We start from the raw sequence: 26195 nt of genomic DNA, 5'->3' as shown, positions 1-26195 counted from the left end.
GTGCCCGCCGAACCCGGGGTTGCTCCTCACGCGAGCGGTCCGGTGAGGAGCGACCCCGGTTCGGCGGTCGGCGGTGCTACGCGGCCGCGTGCACCAGGAGCCACGCGAGGAGGTAGCTGCGGGTGTTGCCGTCGTCGATGCGCTCGGCGGGCAGGCTGCGGGCGAACTTCAGGGCGGCCGCGGCGTCGTCCGGGCCGGCGAGGGCCGCGTACATGAGGAGCTGGTCGCCGAACATCACGTCCCACGACGCCGGGTCCTCGCGCGGGCCCGCGAGCGCCTCGTCGAGGTTGGCCCGGATGCGCTCCGGGTCGCCCGCGAGGTACCCGGCGACGGGCTGCATCGGCAGCACGAGGATGCCGAGCATCGCGCTCGGTTCGGCGCTGAACCACGTGGCCCAGTCGCGCTTGCCGCCCCACACGAGCGACGTCACGGTGTGCCCGAACCCCTCGATCGCCGGGTCTTCGCGGTCGAAGTCCGTCCAGTACGCGCGCGCCGACGCCGCCTCGGCGGACAGCAGCCAGCGCGCCTGCGCCTCGAGCGTCGCGTCCCCCGACGCGCGCGCCCACAGCGCCAGCCCGTTCCACGCCGACACCGCCTCGGACGCGGACTCCTGGTTGTTCCCGTCCGCGAAGGGCGCGTACCCCGACGCCCACGAGTGGCCGGCGTAGGCGTCGAACACCCGCAGCGCCGGGAAGTCCTCGCCGCCCGCACCGGACGCGACGTCCGCCGCGAGCAGGTCGAGCACGGGCGCGAGGTCGGCCGCGAGCGCCGGGTCGTCGGCCGCCACCACGCCCGCGGCGTAGAGGAAGTACCCGTAGTGGAAGTGGTGGTCGTTGAGCTCGTCCGACCCGAACGACGGCGTCCTGCCGACGACGCTGCGCACCTCGGGGTCGTCGACGAAGCAGCGCGCGTCGCGCTCCGCGCAGCCGGAGGGCTCGGCCCACTCACGCAGCGCGGCGGCGAGGTCGTCGCGCAGCGGCACCGCGACGTCGTCGAGCCCGAGCTGCTCGGCGAGCGCGAGCAGGTTCGCGTCGCGCGCGAGGGCCTTGCCCCCGAAGTAGGTGTCCGAGGGTCGGGGCTCGAGCGCAGAGGCGTCGGCGCGCACCTGGTCGGCGAGCTCGGTCTTCTCGTCCTCGCCCAGCGCGGTCACGTCGAGCGTCCCGGCGGGTTCGACGGCGGGGCTCGTCCACGCGAGCGTGCTCGCCGTGCACACGTCGGCCGTCCCGCGCACGGTCGCGTAGGTGCCGAGGCCGCACGTCGCGCCCTCGCTCTCGCGCTGGTGCGGGAGCCGCACGACGACGGTCGCGGCGCCGGAAGCGTCGTCTCCCGTCTCGTACGTGATCGCCGTGGTGACGGCGTCGTCCGCCACGCCGTAGGCGAGCGTCGTGCCCGTCACGGGGTGCGCGGCCGCCTCGGCGAGCGTCGCGACAGCGCCGTCCGGGGCGCCGTCGGGCACGGGGAACCAGGCGACGGAGTCTCCCTCCGCCAGGTCGAGCGACCGGCCGCCTCCCGACAGCACGTCGTCCGCCCCGACGAGCACGTACTCGCGCCCGCCGGCCTCGACGCTCACGAGCCCGCCTGTCTCGGCGAAGGCGACCGTGAGCGCCGCCGTCTGGTCCGTCGCCGCGGTGTACCGCAGCACGGGCGACCCCTCGACGAGGGTCACCGCCCCCAGGACGGAGCCTGCGCCGTCGAGCAGGTCGAGCGTGACGGACGCGGTGTCGTAGGCGGTGACCACGACCGACGACGCCCCGACGTCCACGCCGACCTGCGGCACGAACGGCCCGAGGATCGACTGCTCGGTGACCTGGACGTCGGGCAGGCCGAACGCGAACCCGCCGGCGGTCGCGCCGAACGCGAGCGGCACGGGGAACACCGGCAGGGGCTCGGCGCCGAACACGAGCCCGGAGAACCATCGGTTCGTCGGCGGGACGAGCCCGTCGACGAGCCGCGCGGCGGGCATCGGGGCGAGCGACTCCTGCGGCAGGATCGACGGGTCGACGTCGGGCACGGTTCCGGTCAGGTCCGCGGCGGGATGCCCGACGGCGACACCCGCCCCGGGCGGGCCCGTCGCCCCCGGTGAGGTGTCCGGCTCGAACAGCCCGCACCCCGCGGCAAGAGCTACCGACGCGAGCACCGCCGCGACCACCCGGCCCCGAGATCGGCCCGAGCGTCCCAGATCGACCCTCGGGAGGTCGACCTCGCGACGCTCGGGTCGACCTCGGCGGGGCGTCACAGCCCCACCTTCCGCAGGAACTCGCCGAACGACTCGTCGACCCCGGCGAGCGGGCCGTCGTCGTGCAGCTCGATGCTCGCCGTGACCGGCGTGCCCGACGCGACGAGGCCGTGCTCGGCCCCGCGCACGAGCGCGTCGCTCGTCACCTCGACGGTGGCCTCCGCCTGGTTGGCGGTGTTCTGCACCGCGACCGACGCGACCTCGCCCGCGACCTCCGCCTGGTTCGGCAGGACCACCGTGACCTCCGCGCCCTGGCGGACGCGTGCGAAGTCGCTCGGGTCGAGCGTCAGGCGGGCGTCGACGAACAGCGACCCCTCCCGCTCGAGCGACGCGACGACCTCTCCCGCCTGGACGAACCCGCCCTCGCGGGCCGCGACGTGGGTGACGACGGCGTCGTAGGGGGCGACGAGCGTGATCGTCCCGTCGGGCGCCACCTGGTACGCGGACGTGTCCGCGCTGACGAGCCCGAGCGCGATGTCGTGCTGGAGCGTCAGGCTGCTCACGGTGAACAAGGGGTCGCCCGCGGCGACCTCGTCCCCCTCGGCCACCTCGGCCGCGGTGACGGTCCCCGCGTAGTCGCTGCCGACGTCGAGCACCTCCGCCCGGATGGTGGCCGTCGTGCTCGTCGCCTGCCCGAGGCGCCGGTTCATCACGAGCGTGAGCGCCGCGCACACGAGCACCACCACGAGCAGCCCGCCCACGAGGCGGAACCGGTTCGACCAGGTCATGCGACACCTCCGACAGGTCCGGACGAAACCCCACCACGGTGCGCTCGCCGCCTCCCGGCCCGCGTCCCGACGCCGACCGTCACCTCGACGCCGAGGCGCTCCGACAGCGCCTCGTCGACGACGGCCGCGGCCGCCCCTCTTCGCCGCCGGACCGAGCGCGCCGCGCGCCGGGCAGACCGCGACTCCCGGAGGGCCGTCACGACGAAGGCCCCGAGGATCAGCGTGTTGGTGACGTTCCACGCGAGCGCGAGGCTCGGCATCGGGTCGCCCCACTCCTTCCAGACCCCGACCACCGACGTCACGAGCAGGAACGCGAAGAACAGCACCTGCGGGATCATGTAGTTGAACGGCGACGTGACCTTGCCTCTGCTCCCGGTCACGTGCCACGCCTGCTCCTTGCCGGTCAGCGCGTTCCACAGGGCCTTGGTGTAGATGGGGAACGACACGGACGCGAGCATGAGCACCTCCCACCGGAACGACCCGAGCGTGAAGAACGCGATGGCGATCTGGAGGACGTAGAACCCCGCGTAGTAGAGCAGCCACGTGCCCCACGAGATGGTGAGGTTCATGGGTGTGAGGTCGAGGTAGATCTGGAGCGGCGGCACGAGCAGCAGCACGAGCGGCGCGATGCCCGCGAGGTAGTGCGTCGCGGTGACGGTGTACTGGAGCCGCTGGTCGAGCGTGAGGGTGCGGCGCGGGCTGAGCGGGTTGTGCTGGAGCAGGATCTCGAACCCGCCGGTCGCCCAGCGCAGCTGCTGCTTGGTGTACGCCTCGACGGTCTCGGGGGTGTCGCCGACGGCGAGCGTCGTGGGGATGTAGATCGTGCGCCACCCGCGCTCGTGGAGCATGAGCGACGTCCACACGTCCTCCGACTTGGAGTCGGTGTGCATGCCGCCGATGTCGTCGATCGCGGCACGGCGGAAGATGACGTTGGTGCCGACGCAGAACGCGGCGTTGAACCGGTTCCGGCCGGGCTGCACGAACCGGTAGAAGACGGCCTGCATGTACCCGGCGCCGCGCGAGATGAGGTTGTCGAGGTTCCCGTACGTCTGGGGCGTCTGGACGAACGCGACGTCGTCCTTGACGAAGAACGGCACGGTCTCCACGAGGAGCTCCGGCCTCGCGACGAAGTCGGCGTCGAGGATGACGAAGAAGTCGCCCTTGGCGATGGCGAGCGCGTGGTTGACGTTGCCGGCCTTCGCGCCGTTGCTGGACAGGCGCCGCACGTAGCGTGCGCCGAGCTGGGCGGCGAGGTCGCGCACGTCGTCGGACCGTCCGTCGTCGAGCACCCACGTGCGGTGCGTGCCGCGCAGCGCGACGGCGGCGCGGACCGTGCGCGCGATGGTGTCGAGGTCCTCGCCGTAGGTGGTGATGAGGACGTCGACGGCGACGGGGCGGTCGTGGAGATAGAGGTTCCAGCGCGTCGGGTCGTCCTCGGCGCCGTCCCGGATGATCTCGGGGACGTCGAACAGGCGGTCCTTGGCGTGGTGGAACGAGAACCCGCGCGGGTCGTGCCCGCTCGACAGCACGGTCCACATCGCCAGCAGCGCCTGGGCGACGAGCACCGTCTCGGCCGTGATGACCATGACGTAGGGCAGCGCGTCGCCGCGGTTCGCGGGGTTGAGCAGGAACACCGCGTACGCGACGACGCCGAGCGTCGCGAGCAGCATGATCATGACGAGCGACGGCGAGCGCGCGGCGGAGTTCTCGTCGCGCGGCGGGCCGGTCGGACGGTCGACGTCGGCCCTCGGGCCGAACGGGGCGGGCCGCACGTGCTGCGTGCGGCGCGGGGTGACGACCAGGCGGTCGAACTCGGAGACGGCCATCGCGGGTCCTCGGCTCTCGACAGGTCCCGTGCGGGGACCTCGCGGGTCGGGAATCGGACGCGAGGTCGGCGAGCGGATGCCCGCCGGCTTCCTGAGCCCGGGTGCGGCGACGTCGTCGGCGTCGTGAGTGCGTGCGCGGCGGTGCTGTCGAGCCCCCTGCCGGTGCCCTCGTGCGGAGAGACCCGGAGACGGGTCGAGGTGGCCCGCCGGGAGCGGGCCACCTCGTCGTCTGCGCCGAAGGTAGCGGTACGAGGCGGCCGTGTCACGGGTCGCGCGAGCGGTGACCGCCACGATGTCGGCGCACGACGGCGAATGTGAACGGAACGGTCGGGACCCGGCGCTGCACCGTCCTCGCGGCCCGGATCGTTGGCGCGGCGCCGCTCCCGTCCCCGCCCGACGCCGTCCCGCCCCACGCGGTGAGCGCTCACCCGAGCGGTGGCTCGCACGACCCGGAAACGCGCCGTTCACGGGCGGAAACGGAGAATTCACGGCGCCGACGCGCCGCACGTCCGACGGGTGGACGCCCCGGAGGGCGAGCCGGCCGTCCACAGGGATCGCGCCGTCGCGCACCGAGGGACGGTCACCGCCACCGCACCGGGAGGGTGTAACGCACCGGCGAGCACCGGACATGAGACGGTCGTCCACGTCACCCGGTCGAGAGGACCCCGGATGCCCGCCCCTGACCGCCCGCCCGAGCGGACCCCGTCGGCCCCACCGCCGGACGAGGACCGCGCGGCTCGGTTCACGGCCCTGTTCGAGGCCACGCACCGTCCCCTGCTCGCCTACGCGGTGCGACGCGTGGCCGACCCGTCCGACGCCGCTGACGTCGTCGCCGAGGCGTTCCTCGTCGCCTGGCGACGCCTCGACGACGTCCCCGTCGGGGACGACGCGCGACCGTGGATGTTCGGCGTCGCACGCCGTGTCCTGGCCAACCTCCACCGGGGCGCGCGGCGCCGGCTCGCCCTCGCCGACAGGCTCCGCGCCGAGGTCGCGGAAGCGGTCCCGCCTCCGACCGGCGAGGTGAGCGACGTCGAGCGTGCGCTCGCGCGGCTCGGCCCCGACGACCAGGAGCTGCTGCGCCTGGTCGCGTGGGAGGAGCTCGCGCGCGACGAGATCGCCCTGGTGCTCGGCATCTCGCGGGCCGCGGTCCGGGTGCGCCTGCACCGGGCGCGCCGGCGGCTGGCCGAGCAGCTCGACGGACTCGTGGCGCCCGGCGCACCCGGCGCACCGGCGTCAGCACCGCAGAGGAAACGGGACGACCCGACCGGACACGTGGTCACCGGGTGGGGACGGCCCCGCCCCGGAACCGAGGAGGCACGATGACGGACCCGATGATGCAGCTGCGCAGCGTGGACCCGGCCCGCCGTGCGGGTCTCGGTGCCGTGGACGAGGCGGCGTTCGCCGCCCTGCGGGAGGAGATCCTCATGACCACCACGCTCGACCCCACGAACGCGGCCCCCGCCGCTCCGCCATCGCGTCGGCGACGGCTCGGGCGCCGTGGCGCGGTCGCGCTCGGCCTGGCGACGGTGCTCGCGGGCGGGGGCGTCGCGTACGCAGCGATCCAGGCGTTCCGCGGCTCGTCGGGCGAGGGCGTCACCTGCGTGACCGCCTGGAGCCCCGACGTCGCCGAAGGCCTGGACGTCGACGCGGCCGGGCCCTGGCTCACCGGCGACCCGTACGCGGACTGCACCACGCTCCTCGCGGAGCAGGGCCTGCCGCCGATCGAGGACGCCGTGGCCTTCGCCTGGGACGGCCAGACGTATGTCGCCCCGGCCGACCAGGTGCCCGACGGCGTCGAGCGGCTCGAGGGCCGCTCGGCGGTGGACCTTGCCGTGGTCGAGCTGCAGCAGAGCGTGACCGACCGGGTCGACGGCGGGGCGAGCACGTGCCGCACCGTCGCCGAGGGTGTCGCCTGGGCCGAGGACGAGCTCGACCGGCTCGGCCTGGACGACTGGTCCGTCGGCGAGCACGACGCGCTGCCCGAGGGTGCCGACGGGACGCCGGTGTGCGCGTTCGCGACCGTCGACGTCGGCGGTCGCGCGGTCGTCGTCGGCGCCTCTGGCAGCTCCGACGGGATCCTCGAGGACCCGGTGGTCGCCGCGATCGTGTCCGCGCTGAAGAGCGGGATCACGGACGGGTGCGTCTCTCTCGGCGAGGCCCGGGCGATCGCCGACGAGGCTCTCGCCTCGGTCGACGGCCCGTTCCCGACGACGAGCGTCCCGGACGAGAGCGCCGCGTGCGCGCGCGTGGACCTCTTCGTCGGCGGCAACGTCCAGGTGACCGTCTACGGACCGTCCTCCGTCGGCTGACGGTCGGCTGACGGTCGGCACCGTGCCCACCAGCCCGGCCCGCCCGCGTCGCGACGATCCGCTCGTCGCGACGCGGGTTCGGACGTCGGCCTGAGCCGTCAGGGCAGCTGCGGCACGACCTCGGACGCGATGAGGTCGAGGTGGTCGAGGTCGTGCAGGTCGAGCACCTGGAGGTAGAAGCGCGTCGCGCCCTGCTCGGCCGCGGCGGCGACCTTGTCCGCGACCTCGCTCACCGTGCCCGCCAGGCCGTTGCGGCGCACCTCGTCGGGCTCGCGACCGATCGCGTCGGCCCGACGGCGGAACTCCGCCTCGTCCTTGCCGACCGCGACGACGAACGCGGCCGAGTACACGAGCGAGTCGGGGTCGCGGTCGGCGTCGAGGCACGCGGCGCGCACGTTCTCGAACCGCTCCGGCAGCACGCCCGGGTCGGGGAACGCGGCGTTGAACTCGCTCGCGTACCGGGCCGCGAGCGCCGGCGTGCGCCGGGGGCCGTGGCCGCCGACGATCACGGGGACCCGCTCCTGCGCCGGCTTGGGCAGGGCCGGGGAGTCCGTGAGCGTGTAGTGCTCGCCGCTGAACGAGAACGTCTCGCCGACGGGCGTCTCCCACAGTCCCGTGATCACCGCGAGCTGCTCCTCGAGGATCCCGAACCGCTTCTCCGGGAACGGGATGCCGTACGCCTCGTGCTCGCGCGCGAACCAGCCGGCGCCGAGCCCGAGCTCCACACGACCGCCCGACATCTGGTCGACCTGCGCGACCTGGATCGCCAGCACGCCCGGGTGCCGGAACGTCGCCGACGACACGAGCGTGCCGAGCCGGATGCGGCTCGTCTCCCGGGCCAGGCCCGCGAGCGTCGTCCACGCGTCGGTCGGGCCGGGAGGGCCGTCGCCGTCGCCCATGACGAGGTAGTGGTCGGAGCGGAAGAAGGCGTCGAAACCGAGGTCCTCGGTCGCCTTCGCGACAGCGAGGAGGTCGTCGTAGGACGCGCCCTGCTGGGGCTCGGTGAAGATGCGCAGGTCGATCTGGGTCATGCCGTCACCCTGCCACACGGGCCCGCTTGCCTCCGCCCGCGGAACAACCCGACCCGCGAGATAGAACGTCCGGTCGCGAGGTAGAGGCCCGCGTGTCCTACCTCGCGACCGGACGTCCTACCTCGGCGAACACCTCCGGGGTTAGTGCGGTCAGTCCGCGAGGGGGACGAGGTCGAGCTCCTGGAACTCCGCGACCTCGGGGACCCAGCGGTCGGCGACGAAGCCGCGGTGGTCCGGGTGGGCGTCGTATGCGGCGTACGCGGCGTCGTCGTCGAACACCATGGAGAACTGGAACGTCAACGGGCTCTTGGCGCTCACCTGGCGCGAGACCGTGAAGTCCCGCACCCCCGGGATCGCGGTGAGCGTGCGACGCGCGGTGCCGAGGAACTCGGCCTCCTCGGCGCTGCCGGAGGGGTGGACGAGGCGGAAGGCGACGGTGTGCTGGATCACACCGACACCGTAGACGGGTGCCGTGGCCGCCGCCCGATAGTCTCGCGGCGTGCGGATCCCTTGGCGCGAGGTCTCCAGGCACTTCGACGGGAGCGGCGAAGGGTCCCTGCCGGACGGGGTCGTGCACGGGACGACCGGAGCCGACCACGCTCTCCTCCTCCTGCGGTACCAGGCGCTCGGTTGGAGGGTCGAGCAGGACGGTCGGCGGCTGGAGGCCACGGGTCTCCGTCCGACCGAGGACGGCGAGCTCCCGACGGTCTTCGTCCGCCCCGACGCGACCGTGTCGATGAACCTGTTCCTGTGGCCCGGGGACGAGATCGCCTTCGACGTCGACGCGCGCGAGATCCATGACCAGGCCACGTTCGACACCGTCTGCCGGTTCGTCGTCGAGACGGGCCGCGCGCTCGCCGCGGACGTCGACCTCTGCCCGGAGGGAACTACGTCGCCGTTCCTCCGTTACACCGCGCGGACGGACAGCGTCGCTCTCAGTCCCTAGGCTGGCGACCATGCGCGTGAGCACCGTGATCCTGCCGATCTACCCGTGGCGCGAGGGCCGGGACGTGTGGCGGGCCGCCGACGACCTCGGGTTCCATGCCGCCTACACGTACGACCACCTGTCGTGGCGCACGTTCCGTGACGGGCCGTGGTTCGGCGCCGTCCCGACGCTCGCCGCCGCGGCGGGCGTGACGGAGCGCGTGCGGCTGGGCACGCTCGTGTCGTCGCCGAACTTCCGCGAGCCCGTGACGTTCGCGAAGGACGTCATGACGCTCGACGACCTGTCGGGCGGACGGGTCACCGTCGGCCTCGGGGCGGGGACGACGGGCTTCGACGCGACGGTCCTCGGCGGCGAGGCGTGGTCCGCGCGGGAGCGCGCCGACCGGCTGCGCGACTTCACGGTCCTGCTGGACCGGCTGCTCACCGAGCCCGCGGTGACGCACGACGAGGGCCACTACCGCGCGCACGAGGCGCGGACCATCCCGGGCCCGGTCCAGTCCCCGCGCGTGCCGTTCGCGATCGCCGCGACGGGTCCGCGTGGGCTGCGGCTCGCCGCGCGCTACGGCCAGGCGTGGGTGACGACGGGCGACGGGCGCCTCGGCGACGACGCGACCCCGGCGGAGTCGCGGGCGGCGGTCCGCGACCAGGTCGAGCGGCTCGAGGGGGCGTGCGCCGACGCCGGGCGGGACCCCGGATCGGTCGAGCGGATCCTGCTCACCGGCTTCACGCCCGACCCCGCGCTGGAGTCGGTCGACGCGTTCGTCGAGACGGCGCGCGGCTACGCGGAGGTCGGCGTCACGGAGATCGTCGTCCACTGGCCCATCCCGGGAACGCAGTTCGCCGCCGACCAGCGCGTCTTCGAGCAGATCGCCACGGAGGGTGCCACGCAGGTCGATGGGCTGTAGGGCCTAGAAGAGGACGTCGAACACGAAGCGGACAGGTGCGGTCGCCGTCTCCCAGAGGATGCGCCCGGCGGACCGGTGCTCGAGCCGGGCCTGCCGGGCTGCGAAGACCGCCGCCGCGAGCCCGCCCAGGACAGCAGCGCCCAGAGAGACTCCGACGAGCCACATCGGCAGGTCGACCAGGTAGCCGGCCACCGACAGCGCCGCCGCGACCGCGCCCAGCACGAGGCTGACGACGAGGCCCCAGGTCGCCACGGGGTCGTATCCACGGCTGTGCCGCGCCTCCCGACCGTCCTCCACCCGCACAGTGTGCCAGCGGCTCGACGTATCGGTCGCGGAACCTCCGATCGTGCAGAGGGAACCTGCGAGCGCCCCGCTGCGTGTAAGAGGTGAGGGTCCCGTGACACATGTTCCGTACGAAGGGGCTCACGGGACGCGACGCGAGGAGGCGACGTGCGCAAGGCAGCGGCGGGATGGTACGCGGACGCGCCGGGATCGGACAGCGAGCGCTGGTACGACGGCGCGGAGTGGACCGACCGCACCCGCGCGCGCCGCGCGTCGCAGGACACCGGGCCGTGGCGCCGGGTCCTCGTCGTCGGGGCCGTCGTCGTGCTCGTCGTCGCGGCGCCGCTCCTTCTCGCCGTGCTCGGCTGACGCCCCGCCCGCGACCGACCCGTCAGCCGAGCGGCCCCAGCACCCGGTACGTCACGTGCGTGACGAGCGACGCCGCGCGCACGGCGACCGTCTCGAACGCGAGGGGCGGGACGCCGTCGAGCACGCGGTCCCCGTGACCGAGGGCCTGCGGCACGACGTGCAGCCGGAGCTCGTCGAGCAGACCCGCCGCGAGCGCCTGGTTGATGGTCGCGGCGCCGCCCGCGATGGAGACGTCCCGGTCGCCTGCCGCCTCCCGCGCCTGCGCGACGGCGGACTCGATGCCGTCGGTGACGAAGAAGAACGTCGTCCCGCCCTCCATGACGAGGGGCTCGCGCGGGTGGTGCGTGAGGACGAACACCGGCCCGTGGTACGGCGGCTCGGGTCCCCACCAGCCGCGCCAGCCGAGGTCCCACTCCCCTCGCCCGGGCGTGAACATGTTCCTCCCCATGACGAACGCCCCCGCGGCGACGATCGCCTCCATCTCGGCGGCGTTCTCGTCGGCCGTCTCGGTCATCCACCGGTGCAGGTCCACGCCCTCGCCGAACGGGTGCTCCAGCGTCTGGTCGGGCCGGGACGAGAACCCGTCCACCGACACCGCCACGTCGCACGTCACGTTCCCCATGCCACCCTCACCCTCCGCGGCCGGCGCGAGCCGCGACCGCCGTCGTCACTCCTGTCGCCACCTCCGACCGGACGCGGGTCCCGAACTCATCGCGCCCACTACCTCGACGTGGCGGCCTCCTCGGTCGCGATGCGCAGGGCGGCGACGAGCTCGCGGTAGAGATCGTCGGTCGCGAGGAGCTCGGCGTGCGTGCCGCGGGCGCGGACGCGGCCGTCCTCCATGACGAGGATGAGGTCGGCGTCGATCACGGTGGACAGCCGGTGCGCGATGGTCACGACCGCGCGGTCGCGCGCGAGGTCCTCGATGACGGCGTGCACGGCTGCCTCGGTGAGCCCGTCGACCTGGGCCGTCGCCTCGTCGAGGAGCAGGACGTCGGGCGCGTGCAGGACGGCACGCGCAAGAGCGACGCGCTGCCTCTCGCCGCCCGAGACGGTGGTACCGACGAGCGACGTGTCGAGCCCGTCGGCGAGCGAGCGCACCTTGGCCTCGAGCCGGACCTTCGCGAGCGCCGCCCACATGGCCTCGTCGGTCGCACCCGGGTCGGAGAGGTGCAGGTTCTCGCGGATCGTCCCCGGGACGACGGGCGTCTCCTGCTCGACGTAGGCGAACCGGCGCCGGACGTCGTCGAACGTGAGGTCGTCGTACGGCACGCCGTCGAGCAGGATCTGCCCCGACTCCGGCAGGAGGAACCGCAGGAGCAGCGAGAACGTCGTGGTCTTGCCCGCTCCGGACGGCCCGACGATCGCGACCTGCCCGCGGTGGGGCACGTCGAGGTCGAGGTCGCGGACCACGGGCTCGCCGCCCGGCAGGTAGCGCGCCGTGACGCCGCGCAGGGAGAGTCGCGGCGTCCCGGCCGCGGTCCCGTCGGTGCCCGACGCCGCACCCGCCTCCGCCGGCCGGCCCGTCTCCGACCGGGCCGGGTCGAGCGTCGCCGAGCCTGCCCGGACCGGCTGTGCCGCGTCGTCGTCCTCCTCCGGCTCGATCGCCTGGACCTCGCTGATCCGGCCCGCGGCGGCGATGCCGGCCTGGAGCTGGGTGACGTTCATGGTCAGCCCGGTGACGGGCTCGACGATCTGGAACGCGTAGAGGAGGAACGCGACGAGGCTCGACACGGCGAGCAGCCCTTCGTCGACGCGCCACGCGCCGAGCGCGAGGATGACGATGATCGCGAGCTGGATCCCGCCGCCCGCGATGGTCCACGCGACGGCCTCGGTGCGCACGGCCCGGACGCTGTGCCGCGCGGAGGCCTGCGCGTCGTCGAGCACGCGCTCGATCTGGCGGCCCTCGGCGCGGCTGGCCTTGATGGTGCGGATCGCGCGGAGGCCGCCCTCGAGCGTCCCGCCAAGACTGCCGAGCGACTCCTGCGCCTTCTCCTGCGCCTTGGCGATCCGCGGCATGAGCCCGCCGACGAGCACCGCGATGACGACGATCGCGCCGAGCGTCGTGCCGAGCAGCACGATGTCGAGCACGCCCATGAGGATGATCGTCCCGACGAGCGACACCGCGAAGTTGACGAGGTTGACGATGCTCGACGACGCCGCCTCGCGCAGCAGCACGGTGTCGGAGGTGACGCGCGTGACGAGCTCGCCCGTCGGGCGGCCGGTGAGCGCGCCGATCCGGGCGCGGAAGTAGCGGCGGACCATCGACGACCGCGCGTCGAGCACGACGCGCTCGGCGAGCGTGCCGAGCAGGATCCACTGCCACAGCCCGAGCACGAGGCCCACGACGAGCAGCCCGACGAGCGTGAGGACGGCCGGGGTCAGCGACTCCCCCGTCCCGAGGGTGTCGAGGACCCACTTGGTGACCATCGGGGTCGCGAGCGCCGCGGCCGTGGTGCCCAGCCCCAGGACGAGCCCGAGCAGGAGCGTGCGGCGGTGCGGTCGGACGAACTCCCAGAGCACCTTGAGCCGCGGGAGGAACGGGCCCTTCGGAGCGTCTGCCGTGGCGGGCGGCGTGGTCGGCGGGTCGGACGCGTCGGTCGTGGACATGGCGTCAACCATGGTTGACATCCTCTCTCGTGTCAACTGTGGTTGACGCGCGGGTGGATTTCCGAGAACGGAGCAGGTTTGGCCACTAGTGGAACATGACTGTTCCACTAGTGGCAAGAGGTGTACCACGGCGAGGAGGGCTATCGTGGGCGCGTGACGGCACGAACCAGCGCGCGAGACGCCACCACGGCGCCGCCTCCCAGCGAGCCGGGCGACGGGTCGCCGCCGGAGAGCGGCGCCCGCGCCCGTACCCGGCGTGCGATCCTCGACGCCGCGGTCACCGTGCTCAGCACCGACAAGTCCGCGTCGCTCGGCGACGTCGCCCAGGCCGCGCAGGTCGGGCGCACGACGCTCCACCGCTACTTCCCCGAGCGCGCCGACCTCGTCGAAGCGATCGGCGCCGAGGCGGTCGAGCGCACGCGTGCCGCGATCGCCGCGGCGCGCCTCGACGACGGCAGCCCCGCGGCGGCGCTGCGCCGCCTGGCGTTCGAGTACTTCGACCTCGGCCCCTGGTACATGGTGCTGTTCAACGAGCTGGCGGGCGGCGAGCCCGAGTTCTGGGCGGAGTCCGACGCCGCGGAGGAGCCGGTGCGCGAGCTCCTGCGCCGCGGCCAGGCGGACGGCGTGTTCGACGACCAGCTCAGCGTCTCGTGGCTCGTCCGCACCCTGTGGTGGATGCTCTTCAACGCGTGGGCGATGCACGACGAGGGCGAGGTGTCGCGCGCCGACGCGCTGCGCATGGCCGTGCGCAGCATCGAGGGCGTCGCGCTCGCCCGCGAGGGCCGCCCGTGAGCACCGCCCCGGGCCCGGCCCCGCGGCCCGGCGTCGGCGAACGGCTGCGGCGCTGGTGGCAGCGGGCCGACGAGGTGCGCACGGGCGTGCGCTGGGCGAGCGTCGCGACCGTCTTCGGCGGGATCGCCGTCGCGCTCGTCTGCCTCGTCCTCGTGCTCCGTGGGCGCGTCTGGGCCTGGTTCCCGCTCCTCGTCGCCGCGGCCGTCGCGCTCCGCGAGGTCCGCTACCTCCAGCGCGCCGCACGCGGCGGCCGACCCCGCTACCAGGAGAACGCGCCCCGCTGACTCCCGGGGCGCCGTCGCCCGCACGGGCCACGGGGTGGCGCTGCTCGTCATCCGGAGGTCGCACCCCGGTGGACCGCAGGATCCACCGGACGGCCGACGCGCCCGAGGCGGCTCGGCGGGAAGACTGGCGGCACGGCGTCGGGCAGCGGCGCCGGAGACCTCCGGAGGCGCACCGTGACGACCCCCACCCCCGCCCGGGACGCGGCGTTCCCCGAGAAGCTCCCCGAGGCCCTCCCCGACCGGTCCTCCGAGCAGCCGTCGGCCCGCGCGGCCGCGCGCGGCCTGCGCTTCACCGCGCGCCGTGGCCGGGGTGCCCGACGACGCGCGGTCCGCCCCGCGCCGCGCCCCGCCGTCCCGCCCGTCGAGCGGGCGAACGGCTGGCTCGTCGCGGTGGCCGTCGTGGCCGGCGCGGTGCTGTTCTCGGTGCTCGCGATGAACGCGTTCCTCGGCGGCTGAGGATCCCCGCTCAGCCCTGACCGGCCGCCGCGGGCGAACCCTCGCCCGCGGCCCCGGCGTCGGCGGCCGCCACGCGACGGGTCGGCGCGAGCCCCCGCGCGACGCCCGCGCGCTCGAGGCGGCGGGCGAGCAGCAGCCCCGCCCACGTCCCCACGAGCGAGCTCGCCATCATGAGGGCCACGATGAGCACCTGCACGACCGACGCCATGGACGCGGCGTCGAAGGCGACGAACGCCGACCACGTGTACAGCGCGGAGAAGACGAACGTCGCGACGTAGAACAGCCACGGCGCCCACACGCGGTAGAGCGTGACGAGGAACGCGACCTCCAGCGCAGCACCCACCATGAGGCACGTGAGGATCGACGACGCCCCGAGCGGCGACGCGGAGCTGATGACGCCCGCGACGAGCATCGTGAGCACCGCGGCGCCGGGGCGGCGCACGAGGGCGAGCGCGAGCACGGGCCCGACGATCCACAGGCCGAGCATGGCGGAGTAGAGGACGGGGACGGTCGAGGCCAGCGCCGCGGCGACGAAGTTCGCGGGGACGAGCAGCACGCCCGTCGCCGCGCCGATGGCCGCGCACGTCATGAGGTAGCGCGTCGTGAGGGACTGACGGCGGGTGGTGCTGGGCATCGTGGGCTCCGGGGCGTCGAGGGTCTGGGCGGGGTGGATGGAAGCGGTCGAGCCAGGGCGCGAGGGGTCGGGCGGCAAGCCGCGGTCAGCCGGTCAGCGCGGGCACCACGACGAGCGCGATGCCCGCCGCGACGCCCCACGTCGCGAGGAGGAAGACGACGTCGCGCACGCGGAACGGCACGAGAACCCGCTCGGTGCGGGTCGCGTGCGCGCCGAACCCGCGCGCCTCCATCGCGAGCGAGACGCGCTCGCCGTGGCGGATGCCGCCCGCGAGGAGCGGGACGGCGTAGCCGAGATGGCGCCGTCCCGCCGCGACGGGCCCGCGCCCATGGTCGACGCCGCGCACGCGGTGCGCCGCGCGGATCACCTCGAGCTCGTGCCCGAACCGCGGGACGAACCGCAGCGCGGCGAGCGCCGCGTATCCCACGCGGTACGGCACGCGGAGCTGCTGGACCACGGCGCGGACGACGTCCTGCCCGGTCGTCGACAGCCCGCCGACGAGCACGAGCAGCAGGAGCGCGCACGTGCGCAGGCTCGTCGCGAGGCCGGTCTCCAGGGCCCCGGACCACAGGTGGAACGGGCCGACGGTCGCGAGCAGGGTCGTGCCGTCGACGTCGCGCGGGTCGGTGAGCACGCCGAACGACACCGTCATGACGGCGACGAGCGCGGGCAGGGCGAGCAGCAGGACCGCGACGACGCGCCGCGGCGGCCGGACCATGACGAGGATGACGAGCAGCGCCGCGAGCCCGACGAGCGCGGGCGTCAGCAGGTCACGGGTCGTGAACACCCAGACGACCACGGGCAGCGGGCCGAACGCCGTGACGAGCGGGTCGTAGGTGCGCAGGTCCCACGCCGGACCGGCGAACCGGCCGAGGCGCGCGTCGTCCGGTGTCGCGCGCGCTGGGCGGGACCGGGCGTCGAGCGTGCCCGCGCTCATGCCCCGACCCCCGCGGGGACGGGCGCGACCGGCAGGTCCGCGAGGCGCGCGACGCGCCGCCACGCGGGGTCGGCCAGGTGCCGGGTCGCGCGCGCGAGCGGTGGCGTGCGCAGGCCGGCGAGGCGCAGCACGTCCTCGTCCGCGAGGACGTCGCCCGGCGCGCCGTCGGCGACGACGCTCCCGTTCGCGAGCGCCACGACGCGCGTCGCGTGCTCCGCGACGAGCTGCATGTCGTGGCTCACGACGACGACCGCCGTCCCGTCGCGGTGCAGGTCGGTGAGCAGGTCGAGCAGCTCGGCGGCGCGCTCGCGGTCCTGCCCGTACGTCGGCTCGTCGAGCACGAGGACCTCGGGGCGGCACACGATCGCGGTCCCCACCGAGAGCCGCCGCTTCTGCCCGCCGGACAGGAGGAACGGGTGCCGGGCGCGCAGGTCGGCGAGACCGAACCGGCGCAGCACGTCCTCGACGCGCGCCGCGACCTCGTCCTCGGGCACGCCGCGCACGCGCAGTCCGAGCGCGAGCTCGTCGTCGACGCGGGACGTGACGAGCTGGTGCTCGGGGTTCTGGAAGACGAACCCGACGTGCCGGGAGAGCTCGCGCGGGTCGGCACGCGTCGGGTCGAGGCCCGCGACGGTCACACGGCCGTCGAACGTCCCGCGGCGCGGCCGCAGCACGCCCGCGGCGAGCTGCGCGAGCGTCGTCTTGCCCGCGCCGTTGGCGCCGACGACGGCGACGAGCTCGCCGGGCGCGACCGCGAGCGACACGTCGCGCAGCACGGACGTCGCTCCGCGCCCGCGGCGGTCGCCGCGCCGCAGCGTCACGCGGTCGACGACGAGCACCGGCTCGGGCGCAGCCGGTCCGGGTTCGCGACGGTGCGGGGACGCGTCGGGCAGGTGCGTCACGGTCGCCAGGGCCGTCCCGAGCTCGTCGGGAGTGAGCGGCACGGGGTCGAGGTGCACGCCCGCGGCGCGCAGAGCCAGCGCGGCGAGCGTCGCGGTGGGGAGCCAGACGCCCAGAGCCGCGAGCTCCTCGGCCCGCTCGCCCAGCACGTCGCGCACGGCGCCGTCGTGCGCGAGCCTCCCGGCGCCGTCGAGCACGACGACCCGGTCGACGAGCGACACCGCGGCGTCGAGGTCGTGCTCGACGAGGAGCACCGCGCGGTCGCCGCGCGCCACGACGTCGCGCAGCACCGCGTAGACCTCCTCGGTGCCCTGCGGGTCGAGGTTGGCCGTCGGCTCGTCGAGGACGAGGAGCGGGGACCCGAGGGCGAGCGCGCACGCGATCGCGAGCCGCTGGCGGCCGCCGCCCGAGAGCACGGCGGGGTCGTCGTCGCGACGCTCCCAGAGCCCGACCCGCCGCAGCGCGTCCTCGGCGCGGGCGAGCACGTCGTCCACCGGCAGGCGCAGGTTCTCGGGGCCGAAGCACACCTCGTCGAGCAGCGTGCCCGTGACGACCTGGGCGTCGGGGTCCTGGAAGACCATCGCGACGTCGCGCGAGAGCTCGGGCGGCGTCGCCTCGGCCGTGGACCGGCCGCGCACGCGGACCGCTCCCTCCAGGTCCGCCCCGACGACGTGCGGGACGAGCCCGTTCGTCGCGAGCGCGAGCGTCGACTTGCCGCAGCCCGACGGACCGAGCAGGAGCACCGCCTCGCCGGGACGCACGTCGAACGTGACGCCGTCCGGCGTCGGTCGCCCGGACGCGCGCGGCCCGGGGTCTGCACCGGGCCCTGCGGAGTCGTGCTCGTGGTACCGGACGCTCACACCACGCACCGCGAGCAGCGGCTCCGTGGTGCCGTTCGACGACTCGTCCGCGATCACGCGGCTCAGGATAGGCGAACCTAAGCCGCGTGACGAGACCCCGCCCGCAACGGCGGACGACGTGCGCGGTCAGAGCCGGGGGTCGACCGGCTCCGACTCCAGCGCGAGCACCGCGAAGACCGGCTCGTGGACGCGCCATGTCGGCTCGCCGCACGCGACCCGGTCGAGCGCCTCGAGGCCGAGCGCGTACTCCCGCAGCGCGAGCGAGCGCTTGCGTCCGAGCGACCGCTCGCGCAGCCGTTCGAGGTGGCGCTCCTCGGTGTACTCGGGGCCGTAGATGATGCGCAGGTACTCCCGGCCGCGGACCTTGAGGCCCGGCTGGACGAGCCCGCCACCTTTCCCGGCCGCGCCGCGGCGACGCACGAGGTTGGCCAGCGGCTTGACCACCATGCCCTCTCCCCCGTCCGCCGTGAGCTCCTCCCACCACGCCGCCCCCTCGGCGCGCGACGCGTCGTCCGCGAGGTCGACGACGACGCGCCGCGTCGTGCGGAACAGGGCCGGGTCGGCGGCGACGAGGCCGTCCGCGACGTCGAGGTGCCACAGGTGGTCGCGCTCGGCGTACGTCGTCCCGGTCGCCTCCGCGGACCCCGGTCGCGCGGACGTCCCGCTCGCGAGCACCTGGAACGGCGCGACCTGCACGCCGCGCAGCGGGTCGGCCCCGCCCTGGACGTCCTCGCCGTCCACGGTGACCCCCGTGTCCCACCGGTAGCGCCGGTAGGACTCGACGAACAGCTCGGCGTCGGTCGCGCGCCGCGCGGTCCGACGGCGGAGCTCGCCCACGTCCACGCCGCGCGCCTCCGCGGCGGCCAGGGCCGCGATCGCGGACGGCATGACGGCCCGCGCGGCCGCCCCGACGCTCGCGTACTGGTCGCGCAGGAGCTGGTCGGCCTTGAGCGACCACGGGAGCACCTCGGCGTCGAGCAGCACCCAGTCGGCGCCGAGCGCGTCCCACGTCCCGGCCTCCTCGAGGGCCGCGGCGACCCGTCCGAGCAGCAGCGCCGTCGTCGGCTCGTCGAGGAACGACCGCCCCGTGCGCGTGTGCACGGCGCCGGGCGCCTCGATGCCGAACCGCTCGGCGACGACGCGCGAGCCGTCCGGCCCCGCGTCGCGCGCGACGAGCAGGACCGCACGCGAGCCCATGTGCTTCTCCTCGCACACGACCCGGTCGACGCCGTCGCGCGCGTACGCGGCGAACGCGCCGTCGGGGTGCTCGAGCAGGCCGGGCAGCGTCGAGGTCGCGACCGGGCTCATGGTCGGCGGCAGGTACAGCAGCAGGCGCGGGTCGACGGCGAACCGGCTCATGACCTCGAGAGCGCCCGCCGCCTGCTCCTCGCCGACGGTCACGCGCCCGTGCGTCGAGGTCTCGACGACGCGGCGCCCGAGCACGTCGGCCACGGAGAGCAGGTCGGGCTCGCGCTCGGGTGCGCCCGGGCCGTCCGAGCCGTCCGGCAGGAACGGGCGCGCGGGCGCGTAGTACTCGCGGGCGGCCGGCACCTGCACGACCTCCTTCTCCGGGTAGCGCAGCGCGGAGAGCTTCCCGCCGAACACGCAGCCCGTGTCGAGGCACATCGTGTTGTTGACCCACTCGGCCTCGGGCGTCGGCGTGTGCCCGTACAGGACCGTGGCGCGGCCGCGGTAGTCGTCCGCCCACGGGTAGCGCACCGGCAGCCCGAACTCGTCGGTCTCGCCCGTGGTGTCGCCGTAGAGCGCGAAGCTGCGCACCCGGCCCGACGCCCGGCCCTGGTAGGACTCCTTGAGCCCGGCGTGCGCGACGACGAGGCGGCCGTCGTCGAGCACGAGGTGGGACACGAGGTCGCGGCAGAACTCCGCGACCTCGCGCCGGAACTCCTCGGGCTCCTCGGCGAGCTGGGCGAGCGTCGTCTCGAGGCCGTGGGAGACCTTGACGTCGCGCCCGCCGAGCGCGCGCACGAGCTTGTGCTCGTGGTTGCCCGGCACCGCGAGCGCGTGCCCCGCGCGGACCATGCCCATCGCGAGCCGCAGCACGCCCGGCGAGTCGGGGCCGCGGTCCACGAGGTCGCCGAGGAAGATCGCGCGACGGCCCTCGGGGTGGGCGGCGTCGACGGGCCGGCCTGCGTCGTCGCGCACGACGGCGTACCCGAGCTCGCCGAGGAGCGCCACGAGCTCGTCGAGGCAGCCGTGCACGTCGCCGATCGCGTCGAACGGGCCGTGCTCGTCGCGGCGGTCGGTGAGCAGCGGCGTGCGCACGATGCGCGCCGCCGCGACCTCGTCCTCCCCGCGCAGGACGTGCACGGTGCGGAAACCCTCGCGCGACAGGCTCTTGAGCGACGACCGCAGCGCCGCCCGCTGACGCGTCACGACGTGCGCGCCGAACCCGCGGTCCGCGCGCGCCGCGTTGCGCTCGACCGCGACCTTCTCGGGCACGTCGAGGACGATCGCCACGGGCAGCACGTCGTGGGCGCGCGCGAGGGCGACGAGGGACTTGCGGGCCTCGCGCTGCACGTTCGTCGCGTCGACGACGGTGAGCAGGTTCGCCTCGAGGCGCTTGGACACGATGGTCTCCAGCACCTCGAACGCGGCCTGGGTGGCCGCCTGGTCGTTCTCGTCGTTCGACACGAGCCCGCGGCACACGTCCGACGACACCGTCTCGTACGGGCCGAAGTGCTCGCGCGCGAACGTCGACTTCCCGGATCCGGAGACCCCGACGAGCACCACGAGGCTCGACGCGGGGACGCGCAGGTCGCGCGTCGCCGTCGCACGCTCGGTGGCCTGCTCGGTCACGTGCTCGCTCATCGCGCTTCCCCTCCGCCGTGCGTGCCGGGACCTGCCGCGGCAGTCCCACCGGGCGGGGTGGTCCCGTCCAGCGTGAGGACCACCATCTGGGTGGGCGCCCCGACGTCCGGCGCGAGCGGACCGACGTCGCGGTGCTCGACCGCGTACCCGTACCGGCGCGCGGCGGCGTCCGCCCACGCGCGCAGCTCGGCGCGCGTCCACTCGAACCGGTGGTCGGGGTGCCGCACCCGGCTCCCGCCCGGCCCGTCCAGGAGGTTCGGGTAGTGCACGTTGTACTCCGCGTTGGGCGTCGTGACGACGACGACGCGTGGTCGCGCGTGCCCCAGCACCGCCTGCGCCAGGGCGTCGAGGCGCGACGGGTCGACGTGCTCGACGACCTCCATGAGCACCGCGGCGTCGAACCCCGTGACCCGGTCGTCGGTGTACGTGAGGGACGACTGGAGCAAGCACACGCGCTCGCGCTCGGCGTCGCTCGCGTCGTGCAGGCGCAGACGTGCGGCCGCGCGCTCGAGCTCGCGCGCCGAGACGTCGGTGCCGAGGACGCGCGTGAACGACCGGTCGGCGGCGAGGCGGCGCAGGAGCGCGCCCTCCCCGCAGCCGAGGTCGACGACCGTCCGCGCGCCGACCTCGTGCAGCACCCCGAGCACCGCGTCCGCGCGCTGCCGGGCGAGCGGCGGCTCCGGCGCGTCCGCCTCGGGCGACGCCGCGCCGTCGGGCGAGACCCCGCCGTCGGGCACGACGTGCTCCTCCGCGGGCGCGGCGCCGTCGAGCGCGGCGAGGCGCGCCGTCGCGTCCTCGACGTAGCGGCGCTGGTGCGCGAGGTAGCGGCGCAGGATCTGCGCGCGCTCGGGGTGGTCGGCGAGCCAGCCCCCGCCCGCGCGCACGAGCTTGTCCACCTCGTCCGTCGAGACCCAGTAGTGCTTCGCGTCGTCGAGCACGGGCAGCAGCACGTAGAGCTGGGCGAGCGCGTCGGCGAGCCGGCGCGAGCCGCGCAGGCGCAGGTCGACGTACCGCGAGGCGCCCCACGCGGGGACGGTCGGGTCGAGCGGCTCCGCGGCCGCCGTCACGTGCCAGCCCAGCGGCTCGAAGAGCCGGCGCGCCAGGTCGACGCCTCCCCGGCAGGGCAGCGACGGGACGTGCACGTCGAGCGGGAGCGCGACGTCGGGGAGGTCCGGCCGGGCGTCGCACCGGCCCGCCATCGCCGTCGCGAACACCTTGCCCAGCGCGACGGCGACCATCGACGACGCCGCGTACGGGCGGTCGTTGACGTACTGCGCGAGCGCGAAGGCGTCCCCTCCGCCGAAGCGCTTGTTCCGCACGATCCCCACCGGGTCGACCTCGAGCAGCAGCGCGACCTCGCACCGCTCCGCCGTCGCCTCGGGGTAGAACACGTGCGCGCGGCCCACGGGCAGGTCGAACACCTGGGCGCGGTCCGGGTGCTTGTGCAGGAGGAACCCGAGGTCGGTGGCGTCGTCGAGCGTCCCTGGGGACGCCGTCGCGGCGAGGGTCACGAGCATGGCCGCCATGGTGCCATCCGGCGCCGGGCGGGGCACCGGGATTGTGGACGGACGAGCGACTGTGGACGGCCCACGTTTCAGCCGCTCCACCCATCGACGCGGACGCTCCGGAGGTCTACCGTCGAACCACGGGCGCCGCTGCCCACGGCACGCGCCCGGCCAACGTCCAGCCGGAGGCCGCGCATGGTCGCCACAGCCGAGAACGGTCCCTCAGGCCCGGGGGACGACCGCGCGGGGAACGACCCGGCGCCGTCGGGCACGACGTCGGACGCCGACGCGTTCGCCGAGCGCCTGTTCGCCGCGACGCTCGGCGCGATCGACGTCCTCGCGGTCCACGTCGGCGACCGGCTCGGGTGGTACCGCGCGCTCGTCGACGCCGGGCCTCTCACCTCGACCGGGCTCGCCGAGCGCACCGGCACCCACGAGCGCTACGCGCGCGAGTGGCTGGAGCAGCAGGCGGCCAGCGGGATCCTCGCCGCCGAGGACCCGGGCGCCGGTCCTGCGCTCGCCGCCGACCCGGGCGCGGCAGCCCGGGAGCGCCTCTACGCCCTGCCTGCCGCGCACGCGGAGGTGCTCACCGACACGGCCTCGCTCGCGTACGTGGCCCCGCTCGCACGCTTCGTCGGCGCGATCGGCCCGCAGCTCCCGCACCTGCTCGACGCGTACCGCACGGGCGGCGGCGTGTCGTGGGACCAGCTCGGCGACGACGCGCGCGAGGCCCAGGCGGAGGTCAACCGGCCGTGGTTCGAGCGCCGGCTCGCGCCGACTCTCGCGCAGGTCCCCGCGGTCCACGACGTGCTGAGCCGGCCGGGGGCCCGGGTGGTCGACGTCGGGTGCGGGTTCGGGTGGTCGACGCTCGCCCTCGCACGCGCCTACCCGGACGCGGTGCTCCACGGCGTCGACGTGGACGGGCCGTCGGTCGCGGCGGCCCGCGCCGCGGCCGAGGAGGCAGGGCTCGCGGACCGCGTGACGTTCCATCTCGCGGACGCGGCCGAACTCGGCCTCGTCGAGCCCGCCGGGCTGCCGTTCGACGCGGCCTTCGCGTTCGAGTGCGTGCACGACATGCCGCGACCTGCGGCGGTGCTCGACGCCGTGCGCCGCGCGGTCCGGCCCGACGGCGTCGTCGTGGTCATGGACGAGGCCGTCGGCGAGGAGTTCACCGCGCCTGCCGACGACGTCGACCGGGTCATGTACGGGTACAGCCTCTTCGTGTGCCTGCCCGACGGGCTGTCGTCGCCGCCGTCCGTCGGGACCGGGACCGTCATGCGCCCCGCGACGCTGCGCCGCTACGCGCGCGAGGCCGGGTTCGCGGACGTCGAGGTGCTGCCCGTGGACGACTTCTCGTTCTTCCGGTTCTACCGGCTCGTGCCCTGAGCGTCGGTCGGGTCGTCCCACACGACCACGTCGCCCGCGCGGATCGTGCCCGAGGACAGCAGGCGGCAGACCACCCCGCCCCGGGCGTGCATCGCGCGCATCGCCCCGGGCGCGATCCAGTCGTCGAGCAGCCGGCACGGCGCGGCGATCCGGAGCACCTGGAGCTCGACGTCCCCGATCCGCAGGAACGTGCCCGGCTTCGTCGGCAGGTCGCCGTGGGTGAGCGTGACGTTGCGACGCGTGAGTCCGGGGTCGATCTCCTGCCCGAGGTCCGCGGACGCGTCCGCGAGGTCGGTCAGCGTCTGGATCGTCACGTGCCGGTGCTTGGAGCCGTGGTACCGGTCGCCGACGAGGCCCTTGCCCTCCTCGGCCTCCACCTGCTCGACGACGCGGGTCGGCAGCCGCCGGGCCTTGGCGACGTGGATCGTGTGCACGCGGGGCTGGTCGGGCATGCTCCCAGCCTCGCACCTGGCCGGGCCGCACGACCACCACCCGGACCGGGCGAGCGGCGGGTACCGGTGTACCGTCCGGTGCATGACCGACGTCCGCAGCCGCACCCATGCCCAGGCCGTCGACGCAGCGATCGAGCTCTTCACCCGCAAGGGCTACGAGCAGACGACCGTCGAGGAGATCGCCGACGCCGCCCAGGTCAGCCGCGCCACCTTCTTCCGTCGCTACGGGTCCAAGGAGGACGTGGTCTTCGCAGACCACGAGCTCCTGCTCGACGAGGTCGTCGTCATGCTCGCCGCGACGCGACCCGTGCCCGACGCCGAGGGTCGGCTCACGCCGGACCCCGCCGTCGACCCGTACGTCGAGGTCTGCCGCGCGGCGCGGCTCGTGTTCGACCACCACGTGGGGCAGCGCGAGACGTCCCTGGCCCGCTGGCAGCTCCTCCAGCAGGTGCCGGCGCTGCGCGACCGCGAGCTCGTCACGACCCACCGCTACGAACGCGCCTTCACCGCGTACCTGCGCGACGCGCTCCCGCCGGACGAGCGCCGCTCCACCGCGTCCATCGCGTTCGCCGCGTCGGTCGTCGCCGTGCACAACGCGCTCCTGCGCCGGTGGCTGCGCTCCCCCGACCAGGACCTGCGTCCCCAGCTCGAGGAGGCGTTCGCGGACCTGCGCCGCGCCGCCGTCGGCCGGTACGCCGCACCCGACGCCGCCACCGCCCAGCGCCGCGACCCCGGGGACGGCCTGCCCGGCCGCCGCGTCGTCGTCACCGTGGTCGACGCGGGGGCGGACGCGCAGGGCGTCGCGGACGACGTCGCACGAGCGGTCCGCGACGCGCTCGCCTGAGCCCGTACGCCACCCGTCCCAGCCCGTGGGACGGCCGCGCGACCTCGTCGCGCGCGGGGAATGCCCGAGTAGCATCGGCGGTTGCAGAACGCAGTACGCACGAACGTGCTCCGGGGTCGGTGCAATTCCGAGCCGGCGGTGACAGTCCGCGACCCGCGCCCACGCGCGGTTGACCTGGTGGAACTCCAGGACCGACGGTGACAGTCCGGATGGGAGGAAGCACGTGCGGCGCGGCCGTCCTCGGCCGGGCTCTGACGAGCCCGCGCGACGAGGCACGGCCCCGCCGTGGTGAGCGACGCCGTCGGGCCCTCGTGGCCCGGCCCCGCCGCCCGCCCTCACCCCGGAGCCGACGTGCCCGGGAGGACGAGGACATCCGATGGACCTGATCCACGCGCTGTTCGACGCGCAGCTGACGATCGGCGACCAGCACCTGCTGTGGCGCGAGATCGTGGGCAACGGGTTCGGCCTGGCGTCGGCGCTGGGCGGCATGCGGCGCAAGGTGTGGGCGTGGCCGGTGGGCATCGTCGGCAACCTGCTGCTGCTCACGGTGTTCCTCGGCGCGGTCTTCGCGACGCCCAACCCCGTCAACCTGCTGGGCCAGGCGGGCCGCCAGGTGATGTTCGTCGTCGTGTCGGTCTACGGCTGGGTGCAGTGGCGCAAGACCCAGGCCCGGCTCGGCGACGCCGACGCGGACAGCCACGGTGTCGCCGTCGTGCCGCGCTGGGCGTCGTGGCGCCAGCGTGCGTTCCTCGTCGTCGCGCTCGTCGGCGGGACGGCGCTGCTCACCCCCGTGTTCCGCGCGCTCGAGTCGTACGAGCCCGTCTGGGCCGACGCGTGGATCTTCATGGGCTCGCTGCTCGCGACGTACGGCATGGCCAAGGGCTGGGTCGAGTTCTGGCTCATCTGGGTCGCGGTGGACGTCGTGGGCGTGCCGCTGCTGATCTCGGCCGGCTTCTACGCGTCCGCGTTCATGTACGTGTTCTACGGCGCGTTCACGCTCGTCGGGTTCTTCGTGTGGTGGCGCGTCAACCGCCGCGCGACGGCCGAGGCCGAGGCGGCGGGCGCGCCCGCCTGA

The 26195-nt window shown here is 74.8% G+C and carries 25 protein-coding genes and 1 riboswitch; of the genes, 11 read left to right on the top strand and 14 right to left on the bottom strand.

What is annotated here, in order from left to right:
- Positions 1 to 76: 76 nt before the first annotated feature.
- The 3 genes from A0J59_RS17425 to A0J59_RS17415 all read right to left on the bottom strand — a co-directional run bounded on the left by A0J59_RS17425 (position 77) and on the right by A0J59_RS17415 (position 4790).
- Positions 77 to 2137, bottom strand: coding sequence for a glycosyl hydrolase (locus A0J59_RS17425; protein ID WP_255365314.1), 2061 nt, complete (start codon positions 2135 to 2137; stop codon positions 77 to 79).
- Between the two features lie 95 nt (positions 2138 to 2232).
- Complete coding sequence (locus tag A0J59_RS17420) at positions 2233 to 2964, bottom strand: HlyD family secretion protein (protein WP_053371800.1); 732 nt, start codon at positions 2962 to 2964, stop codon at positions 2233 to 2235.
- On the bottom strand, positions 2961 to 4790 hold the full coding sequence (locus tag A0J59_RS17415) for a glycosyltransferase (protein ID WP_082919143.1): 1830 nt from the start codon (positions 4788 to 4790) through the stop codon (positions 2961 to 2963). Before A0J59_RS17415 ends, A0J59_RS17420 begins: the two co-directional genes overlap by 4 nt.
- Before the next feature lie 669 nt (positions 4791 to 5459).
- Between A0J59_RS17415 and A0J59_RS17410 the strand changes: the two genes are divergently transcribed.
- Both A0J59_RS17410 and A0J59_RS17405 read left to right on the top strand, forming a co-directional pair.
- Positions 5460 to 6113, top strand: a complete 654-nt coding sequence (locus tag A0J59_RS17410) for an RNA polymerase sigma factor (RefSeq protein ID WP_047232304.1) — start codon at positions 5460 to 5462, stop codon at positions 6111 to 6113.
- The gene (locus A0J59_RS17405; protein ID WP_064316948.1) at positions 6110 to 7099 is read left to right on the top strand and encodes a hypothetical protein; all 990 of its coding nucleotides are present in this window, start codon (positions 6110 to 6112) and stop codon (positions 7097 to 7099) included. The genes A0J59_RS17410 and A0J59_RS17405 overlap by 4 nt, the downstream gene beginning before the upstream one ends.
- A 98-nt stretch (positions 7100 to 7197) precedes the next feature.
- Here A0J59_RS17405 and A0J59_RS17400 read toward each other — a convergent pair whose 3' ends face one another.
- On the bottom strand, positions 7198 to 8121 hold the full coding sequence (locus A0J59_RS17400; RefSeq protein WP_064316997.1) for an LLM class F420-dependent oxidoreductase: 924 nt from the start codon (positions 8119 to 8121) through the stop codon (positions 7198 to 7200).
- Between the two features lie 159 nt (positions 8122 to 8280).
- Positions 8281 to 8580 carry a Dabb family protein gene (locus A0J59_RS17395; RefSeq protein ID WP_064316947.1) on the bottom strand — a complete coding sequence of 100 codons (300 nt, stop codon included), beginning with the start codon at positions 8578 to 8580 and terminating at the stop codon, positions 8281 to 8283.
- 49 nt (positions 8581 to 8629) lie between these two features.
- Here A0J59_RS17395 and A0J59_RS17390 point away from each other — a divergent pair, with 49 nt between their 5' ends.
- Both A0J59_RS17390 and A0J59_RS17385 read left to right on the top strand, forming a co-directional pair.
- A complete protein-coding gene (locus A0J59_RS17390; protein ID WP_156533139.1) occupies positions 8630 to 9076 on the top strand; it encodes a hypothetical protein in 447 nt (148 codons plus the stop codon).
- Between the two features lie 10 nt (positions 9077 to 9086).
- Entirely contained in the window at positions 9087 to 9980 is an 894-nt protein-coding gene (locus A0J59_RS17385; protein WP_047232307.1) for an LLM class flavin-dependent oxidoreductase, read from the top strand.
- A 3-nt stretch (positions 9981 to 9983) separates the two neighbouring features.
- Here the strand turns inward: A0J59_RS17385 and A0J59_RS17380 are convergent, their stop codons facing one another.
- A complete protein-coding gene (locus tag A0J59_RS17380) occupies positions 9984 to 10277 on the bottom strand; it encodes a hypothetical protein (RefSeq protein WP_220084512.1) in 294 nt (97 codons plus the stop codon).
- A gap of 153 nt (positions 10278 to 10430) precedes the next feature.
- Between A0J59_RS17380 and A0J59_RS22460 the strand changes: the two genes are divergently transcribed.
- Positions 10431 to 10631, top strand: coding sequence for a DUF2510 domain-containing protein (locus tag A0J59_RS22460; RefSeq protein ID WP_053371803.1), 201 nt, complete (start codon positions 10431 to 10433; stop codon positions 10629 to 10631).
- Between the two features lie 22 nt (positions 10632 to 10653).
- Here the strand turns inward: A0J59_RS22460 and A0J59_RS17370 are convergent, their stop codons facing one another.
- A complete protein-coding gene (locus tag A0J59_RS17370; protein WP_047232310.1) occupies positions 10654 to 11253 on the bottom strand; it encodes a dihydrofolate reductase family protein in 600 nt (199 codons plus the stop codon).
- A gap of 98 nt (positions 11254 to 11351) precedes the next feature.
- The gene (locus A0J59_RS17365; protein ID WP_064316945.1) at positions 11352 to 13241 is read right to left on the bottom strand and encodes an ABC transporter ATP-binding protein; all 1890 of its coding nucleotides are present in this window, start codon (positions 13239 to 13241) and stop codon (positions 11352 to 11354) included.
- Positions 13242 to 13394: 153 nt separating this feature from the next.
- Here A0J59_RS17365 and A0J59_RS17360 point away from each other — a divergent pair, with 153 nt between their 5' ends.
- The 3 genes from A0J59_RS17360 to A0J59_RS17350 all read left to right on the top strand — a co-directional run bounded on the left by A0J59_RS17360 (position 13395) and on the right by A0J59_RS17350 (position 14773).
- Positions 13395 to 14033 (top strand): TetR/AcrR family transcriptional regulator, encoded by a 639-nt coding sequence (locus A0J59_RS17360; RefSeq protein ID WP_156533137.1) that lies wholly within the window; start codon positions 13395 to 13397, stop codon positions 14031 to 14033.
- A complete protein-coding gene (locus A0J59_RS17355; RefSeq protein ID WP_255365312.1) occupies positions 14030 to 14317 on the top strand; it encodes a hypothetical protein in 288 nt (95 codons plus the stop codon). Before A0J59_RS17360 ends, A0J59_RS17355 begins: the two co-directional genes overlap by 4 nt.
- Positions 14318 to 14491: 174 nt before the next feature.
- Positions 14492 to 14773: a hypothetical protein gene (locus tag A0J59_RS17350; RefSeq protein WP_047232311.1), complete on the top strand. Its 282-nt coding sequence runs from the start codon at positions 14492 to 14494 to the stop codon at positions 14771 to 14773.
- A gap of 10 nt (positions 14774 to 14783) precedes the next feature.
- Here A0J59_RS17350 and A0J59_RS17345 read toward each other — a convergent pair whose 3' ends face one another.
- From A0J59_RS17345 to A0J59_RS17325, 5 genes are all read right to left on the bottom strand, one after another.
- The gene (locus A0J59_RS17345; protein WP_047232312.1) at positions 14784 to 15407 is read right to left on the bottom strand and encodes an ECF transporter S component; all 624 of its coding nucleotides are present in this window, start codon (positions 15405 to 15407) and stop codon (positions 14784 to 14786) included.
- 85 nt (positions 15408 to 15492) lie between these two features.
- Complete coding sequence (locus A0J59_RS17340) at positions 15493 to 16344, bottom strand: energy-coupling factor transporter transmembrane component T (protein WP_064316995.1); 852 nt, start codon at positions 16342 to 16344, stop codon at positions 15493 to 15495.
- Positions 16341 to 18161, bottom strand: coding sequence for an ABC transporter ATP-binding protein (locus A0J59_RS17335; RefSeq protein WP_255365310.1), 1821 nt, complete (start codon positions 18159 to 18161; stop codon positions 16341 to 16343). Before A0J59_RS17335 ends, A0J59_RS17340 begins: the two co-directional genes overlap by 4 nt.
- A gap of 69 nt (positions 18162 to 18230) precedes the next feature.
- Entirely contained in the window at positions 18231 to 20933 is a 2703-nt protein-coding gene (locus tag A0J59_RS17330; protein WP_064316944.1) for a polynucleotide kinase-phosphatase, read from the bottom strand.
- A complete protein-coding gene (locus A0J59_RS17325) occupies positions 20930 to 22450 on the bottom strand; it encodes a 3' terminal RNA ribose 2'-O-methyltransferase Hen1 (RefSeq protein ID WP_064316993.1) in 1521 nt (506 codons plus the stop codon). Before A0J59_RS17325 ends, A0J59_RS17330 begins: the two co-directional genes overlap by 4 nt.
- 183 nt (positions 22451 to 22633) lie before the next feature.
- On the opposite strand from A0J59_RS17325, the gene A0J59_RS17320 reads away from it, so the two are divergent.
- Positions 22634 to 23824 (top strand): bifunctional 2-polyprenyl-6-hydroxyphenol methylase/3-demethylubiquinol 3-O-methyltransferase UbiG, encoded by a 1191-nt coding sequence (locus A0J59_RS17320; RefSeq protein ID WP_052877532.1) that lies wholly within the window; start codon positions 22634 to 22636, stop codon positions 23822 to 23824.
- On the opposite strand, the gene A0J59_RS17315 is transcribed toward A0J59_RS17320, so the two are convergent.
- Positions 23806 to 24276 (bottom strand): MOSC domain-containing protein, encoded by a 471-nt coding sequence (locus A0J59_RS17315; RefSeq protein WP_053371806.1) that lies wholly within the window; start codon positions 24274 to 24276, stop codon positions 23806 to 23808. The genes A0J59_RS17320 and A0J59_RS17315 overlap by 19 nt on opposite strands.
- A gap of 82 nt (positions 24277 to 24358) precedes the next feature.
- On the opposite strand from A0J59_RS17315, the gene A0J59_RS17310 reads away from it, so the two are divergent.
- Together A0J59_RS17310 and pnuC are read left to right on the top strand one after the other, a co-directional pair.
- Entirely contained in the window at positions 24359 to 25120 is a 762-nt protein-coding gene (locus A0J59_RS17310) for a TetR/AcrR family transcriptional regulator (RefSeq protein ID WP_064316943.1), read from the top strand.
- Positions 25121 to 25221: 101 nt separating this feature from the next.
- A riboswitch (FMN riboswitch) is annotated at positions 25222 to 25347 on the top strand.
- 149 nt (positions 25348 to 25496) lie between these two features.
- Positions 25497 to 26195 carry a nicotinamide riboside transporter PnuC gene (gene pnuC, locus A0J59_RS17305; RefSeq protein WP_047232316.1) on the top strand — a complete coding sequence of 233 codons (699 nt, stop codon included), beginning with the start codon at positions 25497 to 25499 and terminating at the stop codon, positions 26193 to 26195.

This window comes from Cellulosimicrobium sp. I38E (genome assembly GCF_001647255.1).
In the GTDB taxonomy this organism is placed as follows: domain Bacteria; phylum Actinomycetota; class Actinomycetes; order Actinomycetales; family Cellulomonadaceae; genus Cellulosimicrobium; species Cellulosimicrobium cellulans_E.
Note: the sequence above shows the minus strand (reverse complement) of the source record. Positions and strands in the feature narration are given on the sequence as shown.